Origin of the sequence: Streptococcus sp. M334 (assembly GCF_000187745.1) — a bacterium.
Classification (GTDB): domain Bacteria; phylum Bacillota; class Bacilli; order Lactobacillales; family Streptococcaceae; genus Streptococcus.
Genome location: NZ_GL732489.1, coordinates 1 through 25,876 on the forward strand (window position 1 = coordinate 1; position 25,876 = coordinate 25,876).

Below are 25,876 nucleotides of genomic sequence, written 5' to 3' on the forward strand. Positions count from 1 at the left end.
ACCACCTTAGCCGAAGTGGGGTCGCGGGTTCGAATCCCGTCGGTTCGCTTAGAGAGGCCGGGGTGGCGGAACTGGCAGACGCACAGGACTTAAAATCCTGCGATTGGTAACGATCGTACCGGTTCGATTCCGGTCCTCGGCATAATATAATGAGCACCCTTAGCTCAACTGGATAGAGTACCTGACTACGAATCAGGCGGTTAGAGGTTCGACTCCTCTAGGGTGCATTTTTCTTTTTAACTCGGGAAGTAGCTCAGCTTGGTAGAGTACTTGGTTTGGGACCAAGGTGTCGCAGGTTCGAATCCTGTCTTCCCGATTAATTATCTGGATACTTGAGGTATCTTTTTTTCTTCTTTGTCAACTGTAGTGGGTTGAAGAAAAGTTAAGCTCTAGAAAGGACAAATTTCGTCCTTTCTTTTTTCTACAACAAAATAGGCTCCATAATATCCATAGGGGATTTACCCACTACAAATATTATAGAGCCTCTTTTTTTTATGTTTAGAGCCATATTATTTATCTTAAGGGAGAATCAGTTTGGTTCTCTCTTTTTTGGGTAAAAGTAATTCATGTTATAAAATGATAGTCAATTAAAATTATAGTATTTTTTGTTGCTAGGCTTTTTAATAACTACTGTTGTGTAGGTATACACTTGAAATGAAAGAGTTTTTATAAATCTTACTAATTTTTAAGAAAGCAATAAAAAATCTTTTGGCACAACGTATAATATATGTGCTTATAGGATAAAAATTTCAATTCTTGAGTTTTTAAATGAGTATTATTTTACGTTATAGTATGAATTGGATTTCATATCACTTTGAAGGAAATGAATATAGATTCTTATCTATTAGTGTTTTGTTGTGTAATGTTTCTTGATTCTTTTAAACAGAACCTTTTATGACATTTGTCATATCTCCTTATGACAGAAGCTTCTAGTGGCAGTAGCTTCAAAGAATTATAATAGATGTATCAAATGGAGGAAGGAAAAATGAAACATAAAGTAATTGTCGCAATGAGTTTAGTAGCAGCAGGAGTCATGACTTATCTCATGTTTTCAGGATTAGATGAAGGAGTTTATCATTTTCCTTGGGAGCTATTTGCTGGCTTTGGGATGATGTCTTGGCTTGTCAGAGAAGGTTTGAAATTAGTCTCAGATGTAAAAAAGGAGTTTGAGGAATGAAAAAAGCAATCATCTATTTCTTTATTGGACTGTCGCTAGTGGTATGGTTGGTAGAAATGTCTACAGGTTGGTTTGTTCAAGCCTTCCTTCACCAATTCATCCGTGGTGTATGGGGATTAGGATTTATGATTTTTATCGCCTTTCCAATGGGAAAGGAGTGGCTGAAAGGAGAATATTATGAACATGATTAAAGTACAAGCCTTACATAAAAACATCAAGGGTAAGGCTATTTTGAAGGATATTTCCTTTGAGGTAGCTGAAGGTGAATGTGTCGCTTTGATTGGGCCAAATGGTGCTGGTAAGACGACACTTTTGGACTGTTTACTTGGAGATAAACTGGTCACCAGTGGACAAATATCTATCCAAGGATTGCCAGTGACGAGCTCTAAGTTAGACTATACAAGATCCTATCTTCCTCAAGAGAATGTGATTGTTCAGAAATTAAAGGTCAAAGAGTTGATTGCTTTCTTTCAACGTATCTATCCAAACCCCTTGAGCGAGCAGGAAATCAATCAACTATTGCAGTTTGATAAACAACAAAAAGACCAGTTTGCAGAAAAATTGTCAGGTGGGCAAAAGCGTCTCTTTTCTTTTGTCTTGACCTTGATTGGGCGACCAAAGCTTGTCTTTTTAGATGAGCCAACTGCTGCCATGGATACCTCTACCCGTCAACGTTTTTGGGAAATTATTCAGGATCTAAAAGCGCAGGGAGTTACCATTCTCTATTCGTCCCATTACATCGAAGAGGTAGAGCATACAGCGGACCGAATCTTGGTCTTGAATAAGGGAGAGTTGATTCGCGATACAACACCTCTAGCCATGCGCAGTGAGGAGATTGAAAAGCACTTTATTCTTCCTCTGGCATACAAGGAAATTGTTGAGCAGTCTAACTTGGTTGAAAACTGGGTACAAAAACAAGATGCTCTGCAAGTAGTCACACTAGAGGCAAATGCTTTTTGGGAACTGTTAGTTCAAGCAGGATGTAGCATACAAGAAATCGAAGTTAATAACCGTAGTTTGCTAGATACAATCTTTGAAGAAACACAAAAGGGAGATGACTAAGATGAAACGATGGATCGCACTAAACAAGATAGAATTTCTATTAACCAAACGACAATTAGTCTATTATCTATTATCCGTAGGGATGCCGACAGCCTTCTATTTATTCTTTTCAGGCATGTACCAGGAAACACCAGGTGGGCCGGCTAATTTTATGCGCGACTACCTCATCTCCATGACGGCTTTTTCCATGATGTCGACAGCTATGTTTTCATTCCCAGTTGTTTTACATACCGACAAGATCAACAACTGGCAGAAAATATTACGTCATAGCCCTGTAAATATGGTAGAATATTATCTATCAAAGATAACAAGTATGATAGCTGATTATTTGGTCTCAATTCTGGTTGTTTTCTCAGTTGGGCATTTTGTAAGAGGTGTGGATATGTCTCTTGGAAACTGGATTGGGGCTGCAATTTTACTGATAGTAGGAAGTATTGCCTTTGTAGCGCTTGGCTTGACCTTGACACTCTTGCCTTCTAGTCAGCTGATGTCTGTCGTGGGCAATCTTCTTTATCTAGGCTTGGCTGTTTTAGGCGGACTCTGGATGCCCATCTCTTTATTTCCAGACTGGATGCAAGCAATCGGGAAGTGTCTACCAACTTATCAGTTGATGGAGTTGCTCAAGACCTTCTTAAACGAGGGTGGCATCAATTTATCAGCCACAGTTTATCTACTTGTTTTTTCAGCAGTTTTGTTTGGTTTGACCATTTACCTTCAAGGTCATAAGGAGAATTCTTAATGCTTGAAAGACTGAAAAGCATACACTATATGTTTTGGGCCAGTTTAATTTTTATGATTTTCCCCATCCTACCTGTAGTGACTGGGTGGCTTTCTGCCTGGCATTTATTGATTGATATTCTATTTGTAGTGGCATATTTGGGTGTTTTAACAACTAAGAGCCAGCGCCTATCTTGGCTATATTGGGCTCTCATGCTGACTTATGTAGTTGGGAATACTGCCTTTGTTGCTGTTAATTATATCTGGTTTTTCTTTTCCTATCCAATCTCTTAAGTTATCATTTCAGCGTACGTAGTTTAAAGTCTTTACATGTCTGGACTTTTCTTCTTGCTCAAGTCCTTGTTGTGGGGCAACTTGTGATTTTTCAGAGAATAGAAGTTGAGTTTCTATTCTATCTACTTGTAATTCTTGCTTTTGTCGATTTAATGACTTTTGGCTTGGTTCGGATTCGGATTGTGGAGGATTTGAAAGAAGCGCAGGCTAAGCAAAATGTCCAGATAAATCTATTGCTTGCTGAAAATGAACGCAGTCGTATCGGTCAAGATTTGCATGATAGTCTGGGGCATACCTTTGCTATGCTTAGTGTCAAGACAGATTTAGCCTTGCAGTTATTTCAGATGGAGGCTTATCTACAGGTGGAAAAGGAATTAAGAGAAATACAGCAAATTAGCAAAGAATCAATGCGTGAAGTGCGAACCATTGTGGAAAATATTAAGTCTAGAACTTTGACATCCGAACTAGAGACTGTGAAAAAGATGTTAGAAATTGCTGGAATTGAGGTGGAAATAGCTAATCAACTAGATACAGCTAGCTTAACTCAGGAATTGGAGTCAACGGCTTCCATGATTTTGCTTGAATTAGTGACCAATATCATCAAACATGCTAAAGCGTCTAAAGTCTACTTGAAATTAGAACGGACAGAGAAAGAACTCATTCTAACAGTGAGAGATGATGGCTGTGGCTTTGCTTCTATAAAGGGGGATGACCTCCATACAGTTCGAGATCGTGTTCTTCCATTTTCGGGAGAAGTAAAGGTAATTAGTTGGAAACAACCGACAGAAGTTCAGGTTCGACTACCTTATAAGGAGAGAAACTAAGATGAAACTACTTGTTGCAGAAGATCAAAGTATGTTGCGAGATGCCATGTGCCAGTTGCTCACGCTTCAACCAGATGTAGAGTCTGTCTTACAAGCCAAGAATGGGCAAGAAGCAATCCAACTATTAGAAAAGGAGTCTGTAGATATCGCCGTTCTTGACGTAGAAATGCCTGTTAAGACAGGTCTTGAAGTCTTGGAGTGGATACGAGCAGAAAATCTAGAAACAAAGGTGGTTGTGGTGACAACTTTCAAGCGTCCTGGGTATTTTGAACGTGCGGTCAAGGCTGGAGTAGATGCTTATGTATTAAAAGAAAGAAACATTGCAGACCTCATGAAAACCTTGCATACCGTCCTCGAAGGACGCAAGGAGTATTCGCCTGAATTGATGGAAGTGGTGATGACGCACCCCAATCCATTAACGGAACAAGAAATCGCAGTTTTAAAGGGAATCGCTCAGGGCTTCTCTAATCAAGAAATTGCAGATAAACTTTATCTATCCAACGGAACAGTCCGAAACTATGTCACCAATATTCTTTCGAAACTAGATGCAGGTAATCGAACAGAGGCAGCTAATATCGCGAAAGAATCGGGTTGGTTGTGATGATATAATATTTTTTTGAACATTATGTGCTAAAATCGATGGGATGGGATTGAATGGAACAATACCAAACTTTAGGAGGGGGGATTCCTCCTTTTCTTTCTTTTAGAAGCGGGATACCAGAGCTGAAATTGGTAAATTCCCAAACTAACTTCCACTGGTTTTACTAATGCTTGATTTCATCGCTTTGTAGCCGAAAGGAATCGAAAAAAAGAGCGCACAAAATCCCCTCATCTGAAAGCGTTTCAGATTAAGTTCCGCTATGGTGGAAGTTACTTTGAGAAGTTACCATTAACAATAAAAAAGAAAAATATCTTGACAACCAAGGGAAAATTTTGTTACAATAATAGACGGTACTTTTTACTTTTGGTCTCTCAAGAGTGTACAGGGACGTGCTGACAAATGTTGCAAAAGTACACACAGATGATAGCTGTCACCAAGTGTATCATCACCAAAAATAAAAAAACACAGGAGAATGTAGATGCCTACAATTAACCAATTGGTTCGCAAACCGCGTAAATCAAAAGTAGAAAAATCTAAATCACCAGCTTTGAACGTTGGTTACAACAGTCATAAAAAAGTTCAAACAAACGTTTCTTCACCACAAAAACGTGGTGTTGCAACTCGTGTTGGAACAATGACACCTAAAAAACCTAACTCAGCCCTTCGTAAATTCGCTCGTGTACGTTTGAGCAACCTTATCGAAGTTACTGCCTACATTCCAGGTATCGGACACAACTTACAAGAGCACAGCGTGGTTCTTCTTCGTGGTGGACGTGTAAAAGACCTTCCAGGGGTACGTTACCATATCGTCCGTGGTGCACTTGATACTGCAGGTGTTAACGATCGTAAACAAGGCCGTTCTAAATACGGTACTAAACGTCCAAAAGCATAAGGAAAGGGGATAAAGAGAAATGAGTCGTAAAAATAGAGCTCCAAAACGTGACGTATTGCCAGATCCGCTTTACAATTCACAACTAGTTACTCGTCTTATCAACCGCGTTATGCTTGATGGTAAACGTGGTACAGCTGCTTCAATCGTTTACGGTGCCTTTGAGCAAATCAAAGAAGCTACTGGTAACGATGCACTTGAAGTATTTGAAACAGCTATGGAAAACATCATGCCTGTACTTGAAGTACGTGCACGTCGTGTTGGTGGTTCTAACTACCAAGTCCCAGTTGAAGTTCGTCCAGAACGTCGTACAACACTTGGACTTCGTTGGTTGGTAACAATCGCTCGTCTTCGTGGTGAACACACAATGCAAGACCGTCTTGCAAAAGAAATCTTGGATGCTGCTAACAACACTGGTGCAGCTGTTAAGAAACGTGAAGACACTCACCGTATGGCTGAAGCTAACCGTGCATTCGCACACTTCCGTTGGTAATATAGGATGCGAAAGCGTTAAGAAAGTCTCAGAGAAAATAGGGAATCGAAGCAGGTTGCGATTGCAACCAATGAGATTCATCTTTTTCTCCAGACTTTTAGCTTGAGCTCAACTAGGTCATGATGCTAGGAACGGTAAGGATGCAAGGTGAGAATAGGAAACTGACGCAGTATTCGATGAATACAAGGAAGTTTATCTTTTTCACACAGCATCCCGTTCCAGCTCAAATGGGCTAACGAACTTTAGCCCGAGTTCAATTCAACTTGTAGTTCTACAAGTCGAAACCAACAATAGCATGAAAATATTGAGAACGGGTAGGTCCTGCCTATCCGTTTTTATTAAAATCGTGTTATAATAGAATAGAAATCAAAAATAAATAGGAGAAACAAACCTCATGGCACGCGAATTTTCACTTGAAAAAACTCGTAATATCGGTATCATGGCTCACGTCGATGCTGGTAAAACAACAACTACTGAGCGTATTCTTTACTACACTGGTAAAATCCACAAAATCGGTGAAACTCACGAAGGTGCGTCACAAATGGACTGGATGGAGCAAGAGCAAGAACGTGGTATCACTATCACATCTGCTGCGACAACAGCTCAATGGAACAATCACCGTGTAAACATCATCGACACACCAGGACACGTGGACTTCACAATCGAAGTACAACGTTCTCTTCGTGTATTGGATGGTGCGGTTACCGTTCTTGACTCACAATCAGGTGTTGAGCCTCAAACTGAAACAGTTTGGCGTCAAGCAACTGAGTACGGAGTTCCACGTATCGTATTTGCCAACAAAATGGACAAAATCGGTGCTGACTTCCTTTACTCTGTAAGCACACTTCACGATCGTCTTCAAGCAAACGCACACCCAATCCAATTGCCAATCGGTTCTGAAGATGACTTCCGTGGTATCATCGACTTGATCAAGATGAAAGCTGAAATCTATACTAATGACCTTGGTACAGATATCCTTGAAGAAGATATTCCAGCTGAATACCTTGACCAAGCTCAAGAATACCGTGAAAAATTGGTTGAAGCAGTTGCTGAAACTGACGAAGAATTGATGATGAAATACCTCGAAGGTGAAGAAATCACTAACGAAGAATTGAAAGCTGGTATCCGTAAAGCGACTATCAACGTTGAATTCTTCCCAGTATTGTGTGGTTCTGCCTTCAAAAACAAAGGTGTTCAATTGATGCTTGATGCGGTTATCGACTACCTTCCAAGCCCACTTGATATCCCAGCAATCAAAGGTATTAACCCTGATACAGACGCTGAAGAAACTCGTCCAGCATCTGACGAAGAGCCATTTGCAGCTCTTGCCTTCAAGATCATGACTGACCCATTTGTAGGTCGTTTGACATTCTTCCGTGTTTACTCAGGTGTTCTTCAATCAGGTTCATACGTATTGAACACTTCTAAAGGTAAACGTGAACGTATCGGACGTATCCTTCAAATGCACGCGAACAGCCGTCAAGAAATTGACACTGTTTACTCAGGTGATATCGCAGCTGCCGTTGGTTTGAAAGATACTACAACTGGTGACTCATTGACAGATGAAAAAGCTAAAATCATCCTTGAGTCAATCAACGTTCCAGAACCAGTTATCCAATTGATGGTTGAGCCAAAATCTAAAGCTGACCAAGACAAGATGGGTATCGCCCTTCAAAAATTGGCTGAAGAAGATCCAACATTCCGCGTTGAAACAAACGTTGAAACTGGTGAAACAGTTATCTCTGGTATGGGTGAGCTTCACCTTGACGTCCTTGTTGACCGTATGCGTCGTGAATTCAAAGTTGAAGCGAACGTAGGTGCTCCTCAAGTATCTTACCGTGAAACATTCCGCGCTTCTACTCAAGCACGTGGATTCTTCAAACGTCAATCTGGTGGTAAAGGTCAATTTGGTGATGTGTGGATTGAATTTACTCCAAACGAAGAAGGTAAAGGATTCGAATTCGAAAACGCAATCGTCGGTGGTGTGGTTCCTCGTGAATTTATCCCAGCGGTTGAAAAAGGTTTGGTAGAATCTATGGCTAACGGTGTTCTTGCAGGTTACCCAATGGTTGACGTTAAAGCTAAGCTTTACGATGGTTCATACCATGATGTCGACTCATCTGAAACTGCCTTCAAGATCGCGGCTTCACTTGCCCTTAAAGAAGCTGCTAAATCAGCACAACCAGCTATCCTTGAGCCAATGATGCTTGTAACAATCACTGTTCCAGAAGAAAACCTTGGTGATGTTATGGGTCACGTAACTGCTCGTCGTGGACGTGTAGATGGTATGGAAGCACACGGTAACAGCCAAATCGTTCGTGCTTACGTTCCACTTGCTGAAATGTTCGGTTATGCAACAGTTCTTCGTTCTGCATCTCAAGGACGTGGTACATTCATGATGGTATTTGACCACTACGAAGATGTACCTAAGTCAGTACAAGAAGAAATCATTAAGAAAAACAAAGGTGAAGACTAATTAGTCCTCCCTCTAGAAGGAAGTCACTTAGTGGCTTCCTTTTGTCTTTAGAAAATACCTCTAAATATGGTAAAATAGTAGAAGAATAATGTGAGGAAAATGAATGTCAAATAGTTTTGAAATTTTGATGAATCAACTGGGGATGCCTGCTGAAATGAGACAGGCTCCTGCTTTATCACAGGCTGATATTGAGCAAGTTGTGGTTCATAAAATTAGTAAGGTATGGGAGTTTCATTTCGTATTTTCTAATATTTTACCGATTGAAATCTTTTTAGAATTAAAGAAAGGTTTGAGCGAGGAATTTTCTAAGACAGGGAATAAAGCTGTTTTCGAAATCAAGGCTCTGTCTCAAGAATTTTCAAATCAACTCTTGCAGTCCTACTATAGAGAGGCTTTTTCTGAGGGACCATGTGCTAGTCAAGGTTTTAAGTCCCTTTATCAAAATTTGCAAGTTCGTGCGGAGGGAAATCAGCTCTTTATTGAAGGCTCTGAGGCGATTGATAAGGAACATTTTAAGAAGAATCATCTTCCTAATTTAGCGAAACAACTTGAAAAGTTTGGTTTTCCAACTTTTACTTGTCAAGTAGAGAAAAATGAAGTGCTGACCCAAGAGCAGGAAGAGGCCTTTCATGCTGAAAATGAGCAGATTGTTCAAGCTGCCAATGAGGAAGCGCTCCGTGCTATGGAGCAACTGGAACAGATGGCACCTCCTCCAGCAGAAGAGAAACCAGCCTTTGATTTTCAGGCCAAAAAGGCTGCGGCTAAGCCAAAGCTGGACAAGGCAGAAATTACTCCTATGATCGAAGTGACGACGGAGGAAAATCGTCTGGTCTTTGAAGGGGTTGTATTTGATGTGGAGCAAAAAGTGACTAGAACAGGGCGTGTTTTAATCAACTTTAAAATGACGGACTACACTTCAAGTTTTTCGATGCAAAAGTGGGTTAAGAACGAGGAAGAGGCCCAGAAGTTTGATCTCATCAAGAAAAATTCTTGGCTCCGAGTTCGTGGGAATGTAGAGATGAATAACTTCACACGCGATTTGACTATGAACGTGCAGGATGTGCAGGAAGTTGTTCACTATGAGCGGAAGGATTTGATGCCAGAAGGTGAGCGGCGGGTTGAGTTTCATGCTCATACTAACATGTCGACCATGGATGCTCTACCAGAGGTTGAAGAAATCGTTGCGACAGCTGCTAAGTGGGGACACAAGGCGGTTGCCATCACGGACCATGGGAATGTCCAGTCCTTCCCACACGGCTATAAGGCGGCTAAGAAAGCGGGAATACAGCTAATCTATGGAATGGAAGCCAATATCGTGGAGGATCGTGTCCCTATCGTCTATAACGAAGTGGAGATGGACTTGTCGGAAGCGACCTACGTGGTCTTTGACGTGGAAACGACGGGTCTATCAGCCATCTATAATGACTTGATTCAGGTTGCGGCCTCTAAGATGTACAAGGGGAATGTCATTGCTGAATTTGATGAATTTATCAATCCTGGGCATCCCTTGTCAGCTTTTACTACTGAGTTGACTGGGATTACAGATGACCATGTCAAAAATGCTAAACCACTGGAACAAGTTTTGCAAGAATTCCAAGAATTTTGTAAGGATACGGTCCTAGTCGCCCACAATGCGACCTTTGACGTTGGCTTTATGAATGCCAACTATGAGCGTCATGGTCTTCCTAAAATTAGCCAGCCAGTTATTGATACGCTGGAGTTTGCTAGAAACCTCTATCCTGAGTATAAACGTCATGGTTTGGGGCCTTTGACCAAGCGTTTTGGTGTGGCCTTGGAACATCACCATATGGCCAATTACGATGCGGAAGCTACTGGTCGTCTGCTCTTTATCTTTATCAAAGAGGTAGCAGAAAAACATGGTGTGACCGATTTAGCTAGACTTAACATTGATTTGATTAGTCCAGATTCTTATAAAAAAGCTCGGATTAAGCATGCGACCATTTATGTCAAGAATCAGGTAGGTTTAAAAAATATCTTTAAGCTAGTTTCTTTGTCCAATACTAAGTACTTTGAAGGAGTGCCGCGGATTCCGAGAACAGTTCTAGATGCCCATCGGGAAGGTTTAATTTTAGGTTCAGCTTGCTCAGAGGGTGAAGTTTTCGATGCAGTTGTTTCTCAAGGTGTGGATGCGGCGGTTGAGGTGGCCAAGTATTATGACTTTATCGAGGTCATGCCACCAGCTATCTATGCGCCATTGATTGCCAAGGAGCAAGTCAAGGATATGGAGGAGCTCCAGACCATTATCAAAAGTTTGATAGAAGTGGGAGACCGTCTTGGGAAGCCCGTTTTGGCTACGGGAAATGTCCACTATATTGAACCAGAAGAAGAGATTTACCGCGAAATTATCGTCCGTAGTTTGGGCCAAGGGGCGATAATTAACCGTACCATTGGTCACGGTGAGCATGCCCAACCAGCTCCTCTTCCCAAGGCTCATTTTAGAACGACTAATGAGATGTTGGATGAATTTGCCTTCTTGGGAGAGGAACTGGCTCGTAAATTGGTTATTGAAAATACCAATGCCTTGGCAGAAATTTTTGAACCTATTGAGGTGGTTAAGGGTGACTTGTACACGCCTTTCATTGATAAGGCTGAAGAAACAGTTGCTGAGTTGACCTATAAGAAAGCTTTTGAGATTTATGGAAATCCGCTACCAGATATTGTTGATTTGCGGATTGAAAAAGAACTGACTTCCATTTTGGGGAATGGATTTGCTGTGATTTATCTGGCTTCCCAGATGTTGGTGCATCGTTCCAATGAACGGGGTTACTTGGTTGGTTCTCGTGGGTCTGTCGGATCTAGTTTTGTTGCGACCATGATTGGGATTACAGAGGTTAATCCTCTCTCTCCTCACTATGTCTGTGGTCAGTGTCAGTACAGTGAGTTTATCACCGACGGTTCTTATGGTTCAGGTTTTGATATGCCCAATAAGGATTGTCCAAACTGTGGTTACAAACTCAGCAAAAACGGACAGGATATTCCTTTCGAGACCTTCCTTGGTTTTGATGGAGACAAGGTTCCCGATATTGACTTGAACTTCTCGGGAGAAGATCAGCCTAGCGCTCACTTGGATGTACGTGATATTTTTGGTGAGGAATATGCCTTCCGTGCGGGAACAGTTGGTACGGTGGCTGCTAAGACTGCCTATGGATTTGTAAAGGGATACGAGCGAGACTATGGCAAGTTTTATCGTGATGCAGAGGTAGAACGCCTCGCTCAAGGTGCTGCTGGTGTCAAACGAACGACAGGACAACACCCGGGGGGAATCGTTGTTATTCCGAACTACATGGATGTCTATGATTTCACACCTGTCCAGTATCCAGCAGATGATGTCACGGCTGAATGGCAGACCACTCACTTTAACTTCCATGATATTGATGAGAACGTCCTCAAACTCGATGTACTGGGACATGATGATCCGACTATGATTCGAAAACTGCAGGACTTGTCTAGTATTGACCCCAATGAAATCCCTATGGATGACGAAGGTGTGATGGCCCTCTTTTCTGGGACGGATGTGTTAGGGGTAACACCTGAGCAAATTGGAACGCCAACGGGCATGCTGGGGATTCCTGAGTTTGGAACCAATTTTGTCCGAGGCATGGTAGATGAGACCCATCCGACGACTTTTGCAGAATTGCTTCAGTTGTCAGGGTTGTCTCACGGTACCGACGTTTGGCTTGGCAATGCCCAAGATCTGATTAAGCAAGGAATTGCGGACCTGTCGACCGTTATTGGTTGTCGGGACGACATCATGGTTTACCTCATGCATGCGGGTCTGGAACCTAAGATGGCCTTTACCATTATGGAACGGGTACGTAAGGGATTGTGGTTGAAGATTTCCGAAGAGGAACGTAATGGCTACATCGAAGCCATGAAGGCTAATAAGGTGCCAGAGTGGTATATCGAGTCCTGTGGGAAAATTAAGTACATGTTCCCTAAAGCCCATGCGGCAGCCTACGTTATGATGGCCTTGCGTGTGGCCTACTTCAAGGTTCACCATCCCATTTATTATTACTGTGCTTACTTCTCAATCCGTGCCAAGGCTTTTGATATCAAGACCATGGGTGCGGGCTTGGATGCCATCAAACGCAGAATGGAAGAAATCTCTGAAAAACGGAAGAACAATGAAGCCTCTAATGTGGAAATCGATCTTTATACAACTCTTGAGATTGTCAATGAGATGTGGGAACGAGGTTTCAAGTTTGGAAAGCTCGATCTCTACCGTAGTCAGGCGACAGAGTTCCTTATCGATGGGGATACCCTCATCCCACCATTTGTAGCAATGGATGGTCTGGGAGAGAACGTTGCCAAGCAGTTAGTGCGAGCGCGTGAAGAAGGAGAATTCCTCTCTAAAACAGAGTTGCGCAAGCGTGGTGGACTCTCATCAACCTTGGTTGAAAAGATGGATGAAATGGGCATTCTCGGAAATATGCCAGAGGATAACCAGTTGAGTTTGTTTGATGAGTTGTTTTAAAAAATAGGAATTTTGAGTTACAGATTGAAGGGAAATACCAGACTAAAAGGTATATTTCTTCAATCTGTTTCATTGTAAAAAAGAAATTTATTGCGAATAGTATAAGTGAATTATGATATAATAGAGGTGATAGTTATCAGGAGGAAAGCTATGAGTTATAAAGATATATATAGTCCTGAGTTTTTGAAAAAATTTGGAGAATATGAACAAAATATTGCAAATATTCCTTTAGGAACAAGCCAAGAAATAGATGTCAATGCAATAGCTCGAGCATGCGATATTGATGTGAAATTTGATTTTGTTGGCCACTCTGGTTGGAGTATTAATAATGATGAAGAGAACCAACAACGAGAAATTATTGTAAATCAGTTTGAGCCTGAATATAGGCAAAGATTTACTATTGCTCATGAAATTGGACATATTATATTGGGCCATAAAGGGAAATCATATCGAACAGATGATATGACAAAATATAAAAATACTATTGATAGAATGAATGAAGTTGCTGCTAATAATTTTGCGGCAGATTTGATAATGCCTAGAAATTTAGTTATAAGTGTAATAATGGAGTCTATAGCTAATCTAGGGTATTCTGTTGATCAAAGTTTTGATGAATATGATATTTCGGAGATTACTAAATTGGCTGCTGTGACACTCAATGTATCTAAGCAAGCTCTAAGTTATAGACTGGAGAATTTACAGGTATTTATAGATGGATAATTCTAGTGAATGGACAGAAGACTCATACAATAAAATTTTTCAAAAATATAAATCTGAAGACTATTTTGATGAAGTTGAGATAGTTATAAACTATGTAAAAAATTTAGATGCTCAACCAGATGGGAGAGTATATAAAATTCAATCATTACAGATTGGTGAATATAATGAGCAAAATGATTATTTTAGCGAGTTGAAAAATTTTATTGATCTTTTTAACAATATTTTATTTGGAAATAGTTATCCTGATGATTGGCAGCTGTTTTATGTATATAAGGAATTATTTCAATTTTGCATTGGTAAAGCTAAGAAAGGTAGCTGCAACTATTTCCGAGGTCAATCGCATCATTACGATTTGGTACCTGGTATATTGAGAGGAAATGTCCAAAACTCTTATAGAAAAGAATTCGAATCATTATATTTAAAAATCGCAAATGAGTTTCCCGACAAAGTATCTTACTTTGACTTTAGATCGTCCGATAGCATAGAGCAGAGAGAGTATCAATTATCTTTATTGCAACATTATGGTTTAAAAACAAGTCTTTTAGATATAACCAAAAATCCATATATAGCCATGTTGTTTATGTTATCAGAACAATTTAATGAATATAAAGAACCAACTATTTATCTTTTTAATATAGATGAACAAGTTCATAGGAAGAAGCATCTATTTACTGAAGTGAAAAAAAGTAAGAAAAATGAACGAATAATAGCGCAACAAGGGGCTTTTTTAAATTTTGATAAGATTTTTAATAATAAATCTTTTGATATAGAAAAAATAACCTGTATAAAAATAGTCTTACATTTTTCAGAAGATTATTATACAAATTATCTAGATGAAGAGAAGGAAAATTTATCAAATATTGAAAAATTAGATGATTCTGATAGCAAGGCTGATTATGAACAATTGTTGGATAGGGAAAAACATCAAATTCAAAATTCTAAATTGAACTGTTTAAAGTTTATTAAAGATGAGCTTACTCGGAAATTGAGAGAATATTATTATTTTGAAGAGGATTTATTTCCAGATTTTGAGAAGCGAATACAGTATTTATCAGAAAAATATGAGTCAAATGGACAAGAAAAGAAAATCTCAAGCTGATTATATTTCAGTTTATTTTAAAAAATTTAAATCTGAGGCGATATGATAAGATGTCTAGCTCTTAAATATATATAAATTTATTTTAAATTGACAGATATAAAGCCATTGCTTTAGCAGGATTATTCTCTGCTTTGAAAGAAAAATAAAAATAGAAAAGAGAAAACAACATGGTTTTACCAAATTTTAAAGAAAATCTAGAAAAATATGCGAAATTGTTGGTTGCGAACGGAATTAACGTGCAACCTGGTCACACTTTGGCTCTCTCTATCGATGTGGAGCAACGTGAGTTGGCGCATCTAATCGTCAAAGAAGCTTATGCTTTGGGTGCACATGAGGTGATCGTTCAGTGGACAGATGATGTCATTAACCGTGAGAAATTCCTCCATGCGCCGATGGAGCGTCTGGACAATGTGCCAGAATACAAGATTGCTGAGATGAACTATCTTTTGGAGAACAAGGCTAGCCGTCTTGGAGTTCGTTCATCTGATCCAGGTGCCTTGAACGGTGTGGATGCTGACAAGCTATCAGCTTCTGCTAAAGCTATGGGACTTGCCATGAAGCCGATGCGTATCGCAACTCAATCCAATAAGGTTAGCTGGACGGTAGTAGCCGCTGCTGGACTTGAGTGGGCTAAAAAAGTCTTTCCAAATGCTGCGAGCGATGAAGAAGCAGTCGATCTTCTTTGGGACCAAATCTTCAAAACTTGCCGTGTCTATGAAGAAGATCCTGTTAAGGCTTGGGAAGAACACGCTGCCATTCTTAAGAGCAAGGCAGATATGCTTAATAAAGAGCAATTTTCAGCCCTTCACTACACAGCTCCAGGGACAGATTTGACACTTGGCTTGCCGAAGAACCACGTTTGGGAATCAGCTGGTGCTATCAATGCACAAGGCGAAGGATTCTTGCCAAATATGCCGACAGAAGAAGTCTTCACAGCGCCTGATTTTCGTCGTGCAGATGGTTATGTCACCTCTACAAAACCGCTTAGCTACAACGGAAATATCATTGAAGGTATTAAGGTGACCTTTAAGGATGGACAAATCGTTGACATTACTGCTGAGAAGGGGGATCAGGTTATGAAAGATCTTGTCTTTGAAAATGCGGGTGCGCGTGCCTTGGGTGAATGTGCCTTGGTACCAGATCCAAGCCCAATTTCTCAGTCAGGCATTACCTTCTTTAACACCCTTTTCGATGAGAATGCTTCAAACCACTTGGCTATCGGTGCAGCCTATGCGACTAGCGTCGTTGGTGGTGCAGAGATGAGCGAAGAAGAGCTTGAAGCTGCAGGACTTAACCGTTCAGATGTTCACGTAGATTTTATGATTGGTTCTAACCAAATGGATATCGATGGTATTCGTGAGGATGGAACACGTGTACCTCTCTTCCGTAACGGAGATTGGGCAAATTAAGGAGACAAGATGATAGGAAGTATGTTTGTTGGTCTCCTAGTGGGATTCTTGGCAGGTGCTTTGACCAATCGTGGAGAACGAATGGGGTGCTTTGGGAAAATGTTTCTCGGTTGGATTGGTGCCTTTCTGGGTCACTTGCTTTTTGGAACTTGGGGACCGATAATAGCAGGAACTGCCATTATCCCTGCAGTATTAGGAGCCATGATTGTCTTAGCGATTTTTTGGAGACGAGGAAGTTAATTTCTTAAATCTGATACTCAATGAAAATCAAAGAACAAACTAGAAAGCTAGCTGCAGGTTGCTCAAAGCACTGTTTTGAGGTTGTAGATAGAACTGACGAAGTCAGCTCAAAACACTGTTTTGAGGTTGCAGATAAAACTGACGAAGTCAGTAACATATATACGGCAAGGCGATGTTGACGCGGTTTGAAGAGATTTTTGAAGAGTATGAAACGAAAAGGAGGTTGGTCATTGTACCAGCCTCCTTTTGAGTGTGATATAATAGTTCTATGAGATTAGATAAATTTTTAGTTGCCTGCGCTGTAGGGAGTCGGACAGAGGTCAAAAACTTGCTCAAGGCTGGGCGCGTGACTGTAAATGGTAAAAAAGAAAAATCAGCTAAATTGCAAATTGATGAAGAAAGAGATGAGATTCGCTTTGATGGGCAAGTGTTGGAGTATGAAGAGTTTGTCTACTACATGATGAACAAGCCTCAAGGTGTTATTTCAGCGACTGAGGATCCCAAGCATAGAACCGTTCTGGACTTGTTGGATGACTTGGCTCGGAGCAAGGAAGTTTTCCCAGTAGGGCGCTTGGATATTGACACGCATGGTCTCTTGCTCTTGACTAATGACGGCAAGCTTGCCCATGCTCTTCTTTCGCCCAAGCGTCATGTAGACAAGACGTATCTGGCACAAGTCAAGGGAATCATGACCCAAGAAGACGTGGAGACATTTGCCAAGGGTATTTCTCTCAAAGACTTTACTTGTCAGCCTGCTATACTGGAGCTTGTGTCCATAGATCCAGAAAAGAATCAAAGCCAAATCCGTGTGACCATTGCAGAAGGGAAGTTTCATCAGGTCAAGCGTATGGTGACCTACTGTGGCAAGGAAGTGGTGGACTTGCAACGTTTGACTATGGGAACGCTAGTATTGGATGAGAGCTTGCAGAGAGGAGAATGGCGTCGCTTGACCAAGGAAGAATTAGAAATTCTCCGTGCTAGCATTGCTTAATTTGGTTTATAATCGAAAAAGGTGAGGGAGAATGTCCTTGCCTTTTATGTTTTTCAGTTGCTTCCTTTGTGAAAAGAGTTATAATAGACTGTAGAATAAAAGGAGGAATCTATGAACGCGATTCAAGAATCATTTACTGATAAACTATTTGCCAACTATGAAGCAAATGTAAAATACCAAGCGATTGAAAATGCTACTAGTCACAATGGAATTTTTGCAGCACTAGAACGTCGCCAAAGCCATGTAGACAACACACCTGTTTTCTCATTAGATTTGACCAAGGATAAGGTAACCAACCAGAAAGCGTCTGGTCGTTGCTGGATGTTTGCAGCTCTCAACACCTTCCGCCACAGACTTATCTCTCAATATAAACTGGAAAACTTTGAGTTATCACAGGCCCACACATTCTTCTGGGACAAGTATGAGAAATCAAACTGGTTCTTGGAGCAAGTCATTGTGACTGCAGACCAAGACTTGACGAGCCGTAAGGTTAAATTCCTACTTCAAACACCACAACAAGACGGTGGTCAGTGGGATATGGTCGTTTCTCTCTTTGAAAAATACGGTGTCGTGCCCAAGTCAGTTTATCCTGAATCTGTTTCATCAAGCAGTAGTCGTGAGTTGAATGCCATCCTCAACAAATTGCTTCGTCAAGATGCTCAAATCTTGCGTGACTTGCTTGCTTCTGGCGCAGACCAAGCGGCTGTTCAAGCTAAGAAAGAAGACCTCTTGCAAAAAATCTTTAACTTCCTTGCAATATCTTTAGGACTTCCACCACGTAAATTTGATTTTGCTTATCGTGATAAGGATAACAACTACCAAAGCGAAAAGGGTATCACGCCACAGGAATTTTACAAGAAATATGTCAATCTTCCTCTAGAAGACTATGTTTCTGTTATCAATGCTCCAACTGCAGACAAGCCTTACGGTCAATCTTACACAGTTGAGATGTTAGGAAATGTGGTTGGTAGTCGTGCAGTTCGCTACATCAACGTTCCAATGGAGCGCTTGAAAGAATTGGCGATTGCTCAAATGCAAACAGGTGAGACTGTTTGGTTTGGTTCTGATGTCGGCCAGCTCAGCAACCGAAAAGCTGGAATCCTTGCGACTGATGTTTATGACTTTGAATCAAGCATGGACATTAAACTTACTCAAGACAAGGCTGGACGTCTGGACTACAGCGAAAGCTTAATGACCCACGCTATGGTCTTGACAGGTGTGGACTTGGACGAAAATGGGAAATCAACTAAGTGGAAGGTTGAAAACTCATGGGGAGACAAGGTTGGTACAGATGGTTACTTTGTTGCCTCAGACGCTTGGATGGACGAATACACTTACCAAATCGTTGTTCGTAAAGAATTGCTGACAGCAGAAGAACAAGCTGCTTATGAAGCAGATCCAATCGTACTCGCACCATGGGATCCAATGGGAGCTTTGGCTGAATAAAAACATAGAAAAAAGGAATCAGATTTTAGAACCTGATTCCTTTTGAGTTTCTTGATTACATGATACCGAAGAAACGAGCTGCGATACCTACTGCAAAGAGTGCAAGGATGATTGAGATAGGTGATACTTTTTTCTTAAGCAACCACATGCAAAGGAAAGTAAGGAGAAGTCCCATCAATCCTGGGATCAATGAATTCAACTGACCTTGAAGAGTTTGTGGTTGAATCTTATCTAGGCTCAATCCACCAAGTGCTTGACCAAGGATACCTTTCAATTCAGCACCTGATACAGGACCTTCTGGGAAGTTGATGTAGGCACCTTCAGCCAATTGTTTACCTGGAAGGTTAACAGTGAAGTTGATCGATACCCAACGTTGTACAAGAACGGCAAGAATAAACATACCAAGGATAGAAGCACCTTTAGTGATGTCTTTCAAGATACCACCAGACATGTCTTTAGTGATTTCAGATCCAGCTTTGTAACCAAATTCTTGTGTGTACCATAGGAAGGCCATACGGATCGCATTCCATCCGAAGAAGAAGAGAAGTGGCCCAACCAAGTTACCAGATGCAGCAAGTGATGCACCAAGGGCTCCAAGGATAGGACGAACTGTGAACCAGAATACTGGGTCACCGATACCAGCAAGAGGTCCCATCATACCGATTTTAACCCCTTGGATAGCAGCGTCGTCGATTTCAACACCGTTAGCACGTTCTTCTTCAAGTGCAAGAGTAACCCCCATGATTGGAGCAGCTACGTATGGGTGAGTGTTGAAGAACTCAAGGTGACGCTCAAGAGCAGCAGCTTGGTCTTCTTTAGTAGTGTACAATTTTTTGATAGCTGGGATTAATGAATAAGTCCAACCCAAGTTTTGCATACGCTCGTAGTTCCAAGAACCTTGAAGGAATTGTGAACGCCACCAAACTTTTTTACGATCTGATTTTGATAATTGAAGTTTTTCAGTCATGATTGTTCCCCTTTCTAGTAGTCTTCTAGGATATCCCCGATTGGGTCGTTAGAAGTCGCAGCTCCTCCGCCACCGTTACCACCTTGTTTTGAAAGGTTAAGGTAGATGAAGGCAAGGGCAACACCGATTACACCAAGGGCAATCAAAGTCAATTGAGAAATGGCAGCAAAAGCAAAACCGAGTGCGAAGAATGGCCATACTTCACGAGTTGCCATCATGTTGATAACCATAGCGTAACCAACGGCAACGACCATAGCACCACCGACAGCCATACCACCATTCAACCAGTCTGGCATCAATTTAAGAGCGTCTTGAACGGCAGAAGCAGGGATAGCGATAAGGAAGGCAGCAGGGATAGCAATACGAAGACCTTGAAGAAGAAGTGCGATAAAGTGAGCACGTTCAACAGCCGCAATATTTCCTTCTTTTGCAGCAGCATCTGCAGTATGAACCAAACCAACTGAGATTGTACGAACAATCATAGTCAAGAAAAGTCCAGCTACGGCAAGAGGGATAGCTGTTGCTGTTGCAACGGCGATACCTTCAGTAGTAAAGTTACCACCTTTGATCAAGATGATTGCTGCGGCAACAGATGCAAGAGCAGCGTCAGGAGCTACGGCAGCTCCGATGTTTGCCCAACCAAGGGCGATCATTTGAAGTGATCCACCAAGCATAACACCTGCTTCGAGGTTACCAGTTGCAAGTCCGATAAGGGTACAAGCGACGATTGGTTGATGGAATTGGAATTGGTCGAGGATACCTTCAAGACCTGCAAGGAAGGCAACAACTACAACCAAGACAGCAGAAATAATTGAAATATCTGACATGGTTTTATTCCTTTTCTATTTAATGATAATAAAGTGAAAAATTTTCTTAGAATTCTTCGATAGTTATTGATGTCTATTATTGAACGTTGGCTTTGTTAATCAAGTCAAACAAATCTTTTTTAGTGTCGTTTGGTACTTTACGTACGTCAAATTCAACACCAAGGTCACGCATTTTTTCAAATGTAGCAACGTCTTCTTTGTCCATAGACAAAACGTTGTTGACCATTGTTTTACCTGTTGAGTGAGCCATTGATCCTACGTTAAGGGTCTTGATTGGCACGCCACCTTCGATTGCACGAAGGGCATCTTGAGGTGTTTCAAACAAGATAAGGGCATGTGTTTCTCCAAAGCGTGGGTCTTTTGAAACCTCGATTAATTTTTGAATTGGAACCACATTGGCTCTGACATTATTCGGAGCCGCTTGTTTAATCAATTCTTTACGAAGATCGTCGTTGGCAACGTTATCTGAAGCAACGATGATACGGTCTGCTTTTGAATCTGGAGTCCAAGCAGTTGCAACCTGACCGTGAAGTAGACGAGTGTCTAGACGGGCAAGATTGATTTTCAGTTTACCGTCACCGATAACAGTTCCTTCTGGGATAGCAGCTTGGGCAACTGGAGCAGCTGCAGCACTTGCAACTTCTTCAACTGGATTTAACTCTTCTGGAAGAGCTTTGATGCCATCTTTGGCTTCTTTGATAATATTCGCAGCGACTTTTTCCACACCTGCTGTAGCGTCCATGAGGCGCTCTGTATAGGCTTGGATTAACATCGGTAAGTTAAGTCCTGTGATGATGGCAAACTTACGATCAGGATTTTCTCCCATCACGCGGCTAGCTTGGTTGAATGGAGAACCACTCCAAAGGTCAGCCAAAACTAGCACCTCATCTTCTGCGTCAAATGCAGCCACAGCGTTGTTAAATTTAGCATATAGGTCATCTGGACCTTCATTTGGCATAAAGGTTACAACTTGAACCTTTTCTTGTTCACCAAAAATCATAGATCCTGACTGATGAATACCTGCAGCGAATTCACCGTGGCTCGCAATAATGATTCCGATACTCATTATTGTCATTCCTCCTTATAAAATGTTGTGCCCATTGTTTCAGAAAACTTTAAGACTAAAATAGTATAAACCGTTTTCATAAAAAAATCAACTATTTGATATAGAATTTTTTTTAAAAACAAAATACATATATTTTGAAATATTGATATATAAATGTTTTTGAGGAGAGAATATTTTTTATTTTAAAAATTTAATATAAAAAAGTTGGAAGAGGCATCCAACTTTTTTATATAGGTTTCCATTGAATTAGTTTGTGAAATCAAGTACCATACGTCCTTGAATTTGACCTTTTTCCATTTCGTCGAAAACGGCTATCGCATCTTCTACTGGACGTTTTTGGACAACTGGTACTACCAAGCCTTCTGCTCCGAATTGGAAGGCTTCTTCCAAGTCTTTACGAGTTCCTACAAGAGAACCGATGACTTGGATTCCATCTAGAACTGTTTTCACGATACTAAGTTCCATCATTTCAGAAGGAAGACCAACAGCAACTACGCGACCACCCGCACGAACTGAGTCAACCGCTTGGTTAAAGGCGACTTTAGATACAGCAGTTACGACAGCTGAATGAGCTCCGCCATCTGTTTTTTCTTTAATAAGTCCTGGTACATCTTCAACTTCGAGGCCGTTAATCACAATGTCAGCGCCTACTTCTTTTGCAAGGGCAAGTTTATCGTTGTTGATATCAACTGCGACAACATGAGCGTTGAAAACTTTTTTAGCATATTGAACAGCTAAATTACCAAGTCCACCAGCACCGTAAAGAACAACCCACTGACCTGGTTCAACTTTGGCTTCTTTAATGGCTTTATAGGTTGTTACACCAGCACATGTGATAGAAGAAGCTTGGGCTGGATCAAGTCCGTCAGGAACTTTGACAGCATAGTCTGCAGTTACAATACATTGTTCAGCCATGCCACCATCTACTGAGTAGCCAGCATTTTTCACTGTACGGCAAAGGGTTTCGCGACCAGTTGTACAGTATTCGCAAGTGCCACATCCTTCAAAGAACCAAGCAACGCTGACGCGGTCACCAACTTTAAGGCTTTTAACATCTGGGGCAATTTCTTTAACGATACCAACACCTTCGTGTCCTAGGACACGTCCTGGTACTTGACCAAAGTCACCATGGGCAACGTGGAGGTCAGTGTGGCAAACACCACAGTATTCAATTTCTACAAGTGCTTCCCCAGTTTCAAGTGGACGGAGTACTTTTTCTTCAATAGCAACACCAGTGCTTTCTGGATTTACAACAACAGCTTTCATAGCTATCCTCCTTGATATTGACCGAGAACAGGGACAACAGGACTGGATTGATTTTGTTTCAACAGAGTCGAGTGTGACGAGCTCTCTTGTATTTATATGTGAAGTATATCACAAAAGAAAGCCTTTTCCAAGGTTTTGGGGGTAAAAAATAGAACAATCGATTAACTGGTTGATGAGACTGTGAAAAGAACACAAAGACCAGCTTGCAAGCTAGTCATACTCTTCGAAAATCTCTTCAAACCACGTCAGCTTCGCCTTGCCGTATATATATGTTACTGACTTCGTCAGTTTCATCTACAACCTCAAAGCAGTGCTTTGAGCAACCTACGGCTAGCTTCTTAGTTTGCTCTTTGATTTTCATTGAGTATCAGTATAAGTTATAAGAACAAATCTTGCAGGGTTTTGGCAACCCCATCTTGGTCATTGGTTAGGGAAATTTGCTCATCTGCATAAGGGAGTAGCTCTGGGTTGGCATTTTTCATGGCATAGCCCTTCCCAGCAAAAGCGAGCATTTCGGTATCATTGTGTTCATCTCCAAAGGCAATCAAGTCCTTTTTATCACGGTTCATTACCGTGAGCAAGTAGTCCAAAGCAAAGGCCTTGTTGACACCTTTTGGGGTACATTCAAGGATATTGAGAGGTCCACCCCAGGTATTGATAGACAGTTGATGCTGGTAGAAGGCGTTCATTTCTTTTGCCAGGGCATACTTGTCACCAGCTCTGGTCTGCAGCAGAATACAGTTAGGGTCCTTGGTCACCAATTCAGGATTGAATTGATCTTCAGGCTGGAAAGCTTCTACACCAAATAGTTTGGGATTGGCAATTTCTTCATTAGGATTTGTAATGTAGAATTTTTTACGATATTCTCCAGCGATAAAATCAGCTTGAATGTCCTCAGAACGTCGAACCATATCTAAAAGATATTTTTTGTCTACGGTCAAACACTTTTCAAAGTCCCAAATTTGGTCTGGCAAATGAGTGAGAGAACCGTTGAAATTAATCATAGGAGTGTCTAAGCCTAGTTCACGGTAGAAATCTTTTGACATGCGGTAAGGGCGACCTGTCGTAATAATAACCTGATGTCCTTTTTCAGCAACTTTTTTAATGATTTCTTTGGTAAAGTCAGAAATCTGACTGTCTGAGTTGAGCAGGGTTCCATCCAGGTCAACTGCAATAATTTTTTTCGTCATATAAACCTTTCTAGTGTCTTTCCAGATAAGATGTCTTCTATTATAACAAAAAGTAGGTAGAAAAGCAGATTCCAAACAAAAAATGAAATTGCATCAATTTCTTAAATAAATCAAACAAAGATATTGAAAAAGTGAATGATAAATGATATAATTCTATTATTGTTCGTAAAAATTAAAAGGAGATTGATAATGGACAAATTATTTAAACTAAAAGAGAACGGTACAGACGTTCGTACGGAGGTTCTCGCTGGTTTAACAACTTTCTTTGCAATGAGCTATATTCTCTTTGTAAACCCACAAATTCTTTCGCAAACAGGAATGCCTGCTCAGGGTGTGTTTCTCGCTACGATTATTGGTGCAGTAGCTGGTACCTTGATGATGGCCTTCTACGCTAACTTACCTTATGCCCAAGCACCAGGTATGGGTCTTAATGCCTTTTTTACCTTCACAGTCGTATTTGGACTTGGTTATTCTTGGCAAGAAGCTCTAGCTATGGTCTTCATCTGTGGGATTATCTCATTGATTATTACCTTGACAAATGTTCGTAAAATGATCATTGAATCAATTCCGAATGCCCTTCGCTCAGCTATTTCAGCTGGTATCGGTGTTTTCCTTGCCTACGTGGGAATTAAGAATGCTGGACTTTTGAAATTTACGATTGATCCAGGCAACTATATTGTTGTGGGAGAAGGGGCTGACAAGGCTCAAGCAACGATTGCAGCAAACTCTTCAGCAGTTCCAGGATTGGTCAGCTTTAATAATCCAGCTGTTTTGGTGGCTCTTGCAGGACTTGCCATTACTATCTTCTTTGTTATCAAAGGAATTAAAGGGGGAATTATTCTCTCTATCTTGACAACAACTGTTCTTGCTATTGCAGTTGGTTTGGTAGATTTGTCTAGTATCGATTTTGCTAACAACCATGTTGGTGCAGCCTTTGAAGACTTGAAGACAGTCTTTGGTGCAGCTCTTGGTTCAGAAGGTTTGGGAGCTTTGATTTCAGATACAGCTCGCTTACCTGAAACTCTTATGGCTATTCTTGCCTTTTCGTTGACAGATATTTTTGATACAATTGGTACTTTGATCGGTACTGGTGAAAAAGTTGGTATCGTAGCTACAAATGGTGAAAATCACCAATCAGCTAAGTTGGACAAGGCTCTTTACTCTGATTTGATTGGTACTTCAATTGGTGCCATCGCAGGTACTTCAAACGTAACGACTTATGTTGAGTCTGCTGCTGGTATTGGTGCAGGTGGACGTACTGGTTTGACAGCCTTGGTTGTGGCAATCTGTTTTGCGATTTCAAGCTTCTTTAGCCCACTTCTAGCTATTGTACCAACAGCTGCTACAGCTCCAATCTTAATTATTGTTGGGATTATGATGTTGGCTAGCTTGAAAAATATTCATTGGGATGATATGTCTGAAGCGGTTCCTGCTTTCTTCACATCTATCTTTATGGGATTCAGCTACTCTATCACTCAAGGGATTGCAGTTGGTTTCTTGACTTACACTTTGACTAAGATTGTCAAAGGTCAAGCTAAAGATGTTCATGTCATGATTTGGATTTTGGATGCCTTGTTTATCCTTAACTATATCAGCATGGCCTTATAATAGGATGACCCAGGGGGAT

General features: G+C 41.0%; 21 protein-coding genes, 3 tRNA genes and 1 pseudogene. 20 read left to right on the top strand and 5 right to left on the bottom strand.

Going from position 1 to position 25,876, the window contains the following annotated elements:
* The first annotated feature begins 56 nt into the window (after nucleotides 1-56).
* The 19 genes and pseudogenes from HMPREF0851_RS11320 to pepC all read left to right on the top strand — a co-directional run bounded on the left by HMPREF0851_RS11320 (nucleotide 57) and on the right by pepC (nucleotide 18,933).
* Nucleotides 57-142 (top strand) — tRNA-Leu (locus HMPREF0851_RS11320).
* Between the two features lie 11 nt (nucleotides 143-153).
* A tRNA-Arg gene (locus HMPREF0851_RS11325) sits at nucleotides 154-227 on the top strand.
* 15 nt (nucleotides 228-242) lie between these two features.
* Nucleotides 243-316 (top strand) — tRNA-Pro (locus tag HMPREF0851_RS11330).
* A 654-nt stretch (nucleotides 317-970) separates the two neighbouring features.
* Nucleotides 971-1,177 (top strand): hypothetical protein, encoded by a 207-nt coding sequence (locus HMPREF0851_RS11335; protein WP_025169876.1) that lies wholly within the window; start codon nucleotides 971-973, stop codon nucleotides 1,175-1,177.
* Nucleotides 1,174-1,368 (top strand): hypothetical protein, encoded by a 195-nt coding sequence (locus HMPREF0851_RS11340; RefSeq protein WP_000709168.1) that lies wholly within the window; start codon nucleotides 1,174-1,176, stop codon nucleotides 1,366-1,368. The genes HMPREF0851_RS11335 and HMPREF0851_RS11340 overlap by 4 nt, the downstream gene beginning before the upstream one ends.
* Entirely contained in the window at nucleotides 1,355-2,239 is an 885-nt protein-coding gene (locus tag HMPREF0851_RS11345; protein WP_001055982.1) for an ABC transporter ATP-binding protein, read from the top strand. The genes HMPREF0851_RS11340 and HMPREF0851_RS11345 overlap by 14 nt, the downstream gene beginning before the upstream one ends.
* A gap of 1 nt (nucleotide 2,240) precedes the next feature.
* On the top strand, nucleotides 2,241-2,978 hold the full coding sequence (locus tag HMPREF0851_RS11350) for an ABC transporter permease (protein WP_025169877.1): 738 nt from the start codon (nucleotides 2,241-2,243) through the stop codon (nucleotides 2,976-2,978).
* A pseudogene (locus HMPREF0851_RS11355) lies at nucleotides 2,978-4,074 on the top strand (sensor histidine kinase). The gene HMPREF0851_RS11350 and the pseudogene HMPREF0851_RS11355 overlap by 1 nt, the downstream one beginning before the upstream one ends.
* Before the next feature lies 1 nt (nucleotide 4,075).
* Nucleotides 4,076-4,675, top strand: coding sequence for a response regulator transcription factor (locus tag HMPREF0851_RS11360; RefSeq protein WP_000772076.1), 600 nt, complete (start codon nucleotides 4,076-4,078; stop codon nucleotides 4,673-4,675).
* A gap of 478 nt (nucleotides 4,676-5,153) precedes the next feature.
* The gene (gene rpsL / locus HMPREF0851_RS11365) at nucleotides 5,154-5,567 is read left to right on the top strand and encodes a 30S ribosomal protein S12 (RefSeq protein ID WP_001142332.1); all 414 of its coding nucleotides are present in this window, start codon (nucleotides 5,154-5,156) and stop codon (nucleotides 5,565-5,567) included.
* Between the two features lie 19 nt (nucleotides 5,568-5,586).
* The gene (rpsG, locus tag HMPREF0851_RS11370) at nucleotides 5,587-6,057 is read left to right on the top strand and encodes a 30S ribosomal protein S7 (RefSeq protein ID WP_000087873.1); all 471 of its coding nucleotides are present in this window, start codon (nucleotides 5,587-5,589) and stop codon (nucleotides 6,055-6,057) included.
* Nucleotides 6,058-6,451: 394 nt separating this feature from the next.
* Complete coding sequence (fusA, locus tag HMPREF0851_RS11375) at nucleotides 6,452-8,533, top strand: elongation factor G (protein WP_000090354.1); 2,082 nt, start codon at nucleotides 6,452-6,454, stop codon at nucleotides 8,531-8,533.
* Between the two features lie 103 nt (nucleotides 8,534-8,636).
* The gene (locus HMPREF0851_RS11380) at nucleotides 8,637-13,028 is read left to right on the top strand and encodes a PolC-type DNA polymerase III (RefSeq protein WP_000071433.1); all 4,392 of its coding nucleotides are present in this window, start codon (nucleotides 8,637-8,639) and stop codon (nucleotides 13,026-13,028) included.
* Nucleotides 13,029-13,178: 150 nt separating this feature from the next.
* On the top strand, nucleotides 13,179-13,748 hold the full coding sequence (locus HMPREF0851_RS11385; RefSeq protein WP_000120554.1) for an ImmA/IrrE family metallo-endopeptidase: 570 nt from the start codon (nucleotides 13,179-13,181) through the stop codon (nucleotides 13,746-13,748).
* Nucleotides 13,741-14,847 (top strand): FRG domain-containing protein, encoded by a 1,107-nt coding sequence (locus HMPREF0851_RS11390; protein ID WP_000370519.1) that lies wholly within the window; start codon nucleotides 13,741-13,743, stop codon nucleotides 14,845-14,847. The genes HMPREF0851_RS11385 and HMPREF0851_RS11390 overlap by 8 nt, the downstream gene beginning before the upstream one ends.
* A 167-nt stretch (nucleotides 14,848-15,014) precedes the next feature.
* On the top strand, nucleotides 15,015-16,256 hold the full coding sequence (locus HMPREF0851_RS11400) for an aminopeptidase (protein WP_000243950.1): 1,242 nt from the start codon (nucleotides 15,015-15,017) through the stop codon (nucleotides 16,254-16,256).
* Between the two features lie 9 nt (nucleotides 16,257-16,265).
* Nucleotides 16,266-16,496: a GlsB/YeaQ/YmgE family stress response membrane protein gene (locus HMPREF0851_RS11405; protein WP_000580444.1), complete on the top strand. Its 231-nt coding sequence runs from the start codon at nucleotides 16,266-16,268 to the stop codon at nucleotides 16,494-16,496.
* A gap of 268 nt (nucleotides 16,497-16,764) precedes the next feature.
* Nucleotides 16,765-17,487 carry a pseudouridine synthase gene (locus HMPREF0851_RS11410; protein WP_001234890.1) on the top strand — a complete coding sequence of 241 codons (723 nt, stop codon included), beginning with the start codon at nucleotides 16,765-16,767 and terminating at the stop codon, nucleotides 17,485-17,487.
* A gap of 111 nt (nucleotides 17,488-17,598) precedes the next feature.
* Entirely contained in the window at nucleotides 17,599-18,933 is a 1,335-nt protein-coding gene (pepC, locus tag HMPREF0851_RS11420; protein ID WP_000991686.1) for an aminopeptidase C, read from the top strand.
* 55 nt (nucleotides 18,934-18,988) lie between these two features.
* Here the strand turns inward: pepC and HMPREF0851_RS11425 are convergent, their stop codons facing one another.
* The 5 genes from HMPREF0851_RS11425 to HMPREF0851_RS11445 form a co-directional block, all read right to left on the bottom strand.
* Nucleotides 18,989-19,900 carry a PTS system mannose/fructose/sorbose family transporter subunit IID gene (locus tag HMPREF0851_RS11425; RefSeq protein WP_000136860.1) on the bottom strand — a complete coding sequence of 304 codons (912 nt, stop codon included), beginning with the start codon at nucleotides 19,898-19,900 and terminating at the stop codon, nucleotides 18,989-18,991.
* Nucleotides 19,901-19,914: 14 nt separating this feature from the next.
* The gene (locus HMPREF0851_RS11430; protein WP_001280329.1) at nucleotides 19,915-20,727 is read right to left on the bottom strand and encodes a PTS mannose/fructose/sorbose transporter subunit IIC; all 813 of its coding nucleotides are present in this window, start codon (nucleotides 20,725-20,727) and stop codon (nucleotides 19,915-19,917) included.
* A gap of 76 nt (nucleotides 20,728-20,803) precedes the next feature.
* Complete coding sequence (locus tag HMPREF0851_RS11435; protein ID WP_000021963.1) at nucleotides 20,804-21,793, bottom strand: PTS sugar transporter subunit IIB; 990 nt, start codon at nucleotides 21,791-21,793, stop codon at nucleotides 20,804-20,806.
* Between the two features lie 246 nt (nucleotides 21,794-22,039).
* Nucleotides 22,040-23,059: an alcohol dehydrogenase AdhP gene (adhP, locus tag HMPREF0851_RS11440; protein WP_000649147.1), complete on the bottom strand. Its 1,020-nt coding sequence runs from the start codon at nucleotides 23,057-23,059 to the stop codon at nucleotides 22,040-22,042.
* A gap of 377 nt (nucleotides 23,060-23,436) precedes the next feature.
* Entirely contained in the window at nucleotides 23,437-24,249 is an 813-nt protein-coding gene (locus HMPREF0851_RS11445; protein WP_000162338.1) for a Cof-type HAD-IIB family hydrolase, read from the bottom strand.
* Nucleotides 24,250-24,438: 189 nt separating this feature from the next.
* On the opposite strand from HMPREF0851_RS11445, the gene HMPREF0851_RS11450 reads away from it, so the two are divergent.
* On the top strand, nucleotides 24,439-25,857 hold the full coding sequence (locus tag HMPREF0851_RS11450; protein WP_000359260.1) for an NCS2 family permease: 1,419 nt from the start codon (nucleotides 24,439-24,441) through the stop codon (nucleotides 25,855-25,857).
* The last annotated feature ends 19 nt before the right edge of the window (nucleotides 25,858-25,876 follow it).

What these genes read in the sequence shown, in the direction of transcription:
- HMPREF0851_RS11400 (WP_000243950.1), top strand. Translation starts at nt 15,015, where the DNA reads ATGGTTTTACCAAATTTTAAAGAAAATCTAGAAAAATATGCGAAATTG.
- HMPREF0851_RS11385 (WP_000120554.1), top strand. Translation starts at nt 13,179, where the DNA reads ATGAGTTATAAAGATATATATAGTCCTGAGTTTTTGAAAAAATTTGGA.
- HMPREF0851_RS11430 (WP_001280329.1), bottom strand. Translation starts at nt 20,727, where the DNA reads ATGTCAGATATTTCAATTATTTCTGCTGTCTTGGTTGTAGTTGTTGCC.
- pepC (WP_000991686.1), top strand. Translation starts at nt 17,599, where the DNA reads ATGAACGCGATTCAAGAATCATTTACTGATAAACTATTTGCCAACTAT.
- HMPREF0851_RS11350 (WP_025169877.1), top strand. Translation starts at nt 2,241, where the DNA reads ATGAAACGATGGATCGCACTAAACAAGATAGAATTTCTATTAACCAAA.
- HMPREF0851_RS11450 (WP_000359260.1), top strand. Translation starts at nt 24,439, where the DNA reads ATGGACAAATTATTTAAACTAAAAGAGAACGGTACAGACGTTCGTACG.
- HMPREF0851_RS11345 (WP_001055982.1), top strand. Translation starts at nt 1,355, where the DNA reads ATGAACATGATTAAAGTACAAGCCTTACATAAAAACATCAAGGGTAAG.
- HMPREF0851_RS11340 (WP_000709168.1), top strand. Translation starts at nt 1,174, where the DNA reads ATGAAAAAAGCAATCATCTATTTCTTTATTGGACTGTCGCTAGTGGTA.
- HMPREF0851_RS11435 (WP_000021963.1), bottom strand. Translation starts at nt 21,793, where the DNA reads ATGAGTATCGGAATCATTATTGCGAGCCACGGTGAATTCGCTGCAGGT.
- fusA (WP_000090354.1), top strand. Translation starts at nt 6,452, where the DNA reads ATGGCACGCGAATTTTCACTTGAAAAAACTCGTAATATCGGTATCATG.
- HMPREF0851_RS11425 (WP_000136860.1), bottom strand. Translation starts at nt 19,900, where the DNA reads ATGACTGAAAAACTTCAATTATCAAAATCAGATCGTAAAAAAGTTTGG.
- HMPREF0851_RS11405 (WP_000580444.1), top strand. Translation starts at nt 16,266, where the DNA reads ATGATAGGAAGTATGTTTGTTGGTCTCCTAGTGGGATTCTTGGCAGGT.
- rpsL (WP_001142332.1), top strand. Translation starts at nt 5,154, where the DNA reads ATGCCTACAATTAACCAATTGGTTCGCAAACCGCGTAAATCAAAAGTA.
- HMPREF0851_RS11360 (WP_000772076.1), top strand. Translation starts at nt 4,076, where the DNA reads ATGAAACTACTTGTTGCAGAAGATCAAAGTATGTTGCGAGATGCCATG.
- HMPREF0851_RS11445 (WP_000162338.1), bottom strand. Translation starts at nt 24,249, where the DNA reads ATGACGAAAAAAATTATTGCAGTTGACCTGGATGGAACCCTGCTCAAC.
- adhP (WP_000649147.1), bottom strand. Translation starts at nt 23,059, where the DNA reads ATGAAAGCTGTTGTTGTAAATCCAGAAAGCACTGGTGTTGCTATTGAA.
- HMPREF0851_RS11335 (WP_025169876.1), top strand. Translation starts at nt 971, where the DNA reads ATGGAGGAAGGAAAAATGAAACATAAAGTAATTGTCGCAATGAGTTTA.
- HMPREF0851_RS11410 (WP_001234890.1), top strand. Translation starts at nt 16,765, where the DNA reads ATGAGATTAGATAAATTTTTAGTTGCCTGCGCTGTAGGGAGTCGGACA.
- HMPREF0851_RS11380 (WP_000071433.1), top strand. Translation starts at nt 8,637, where the DNA reads ATGTCAAATAGTTTTGAAATTTTGATGAATCAACTGGGGATGCCTGCT.
- HMPREF0851_RS11390 (WP_000370519.1), top strand. Translation starts at nt 13,741, where the DNA reads ATGGATAATTCTAGTGAATGGACAGAAGACTCATACAATAAAATTTTT.
- rpsG (WP_000087873.1), top strand. Translation starts at nt 5,587, where the DNA reads ATGAGTCGTAAAAATAGAGCTCCAAAACGTGACGTATTGCCAGATCCG.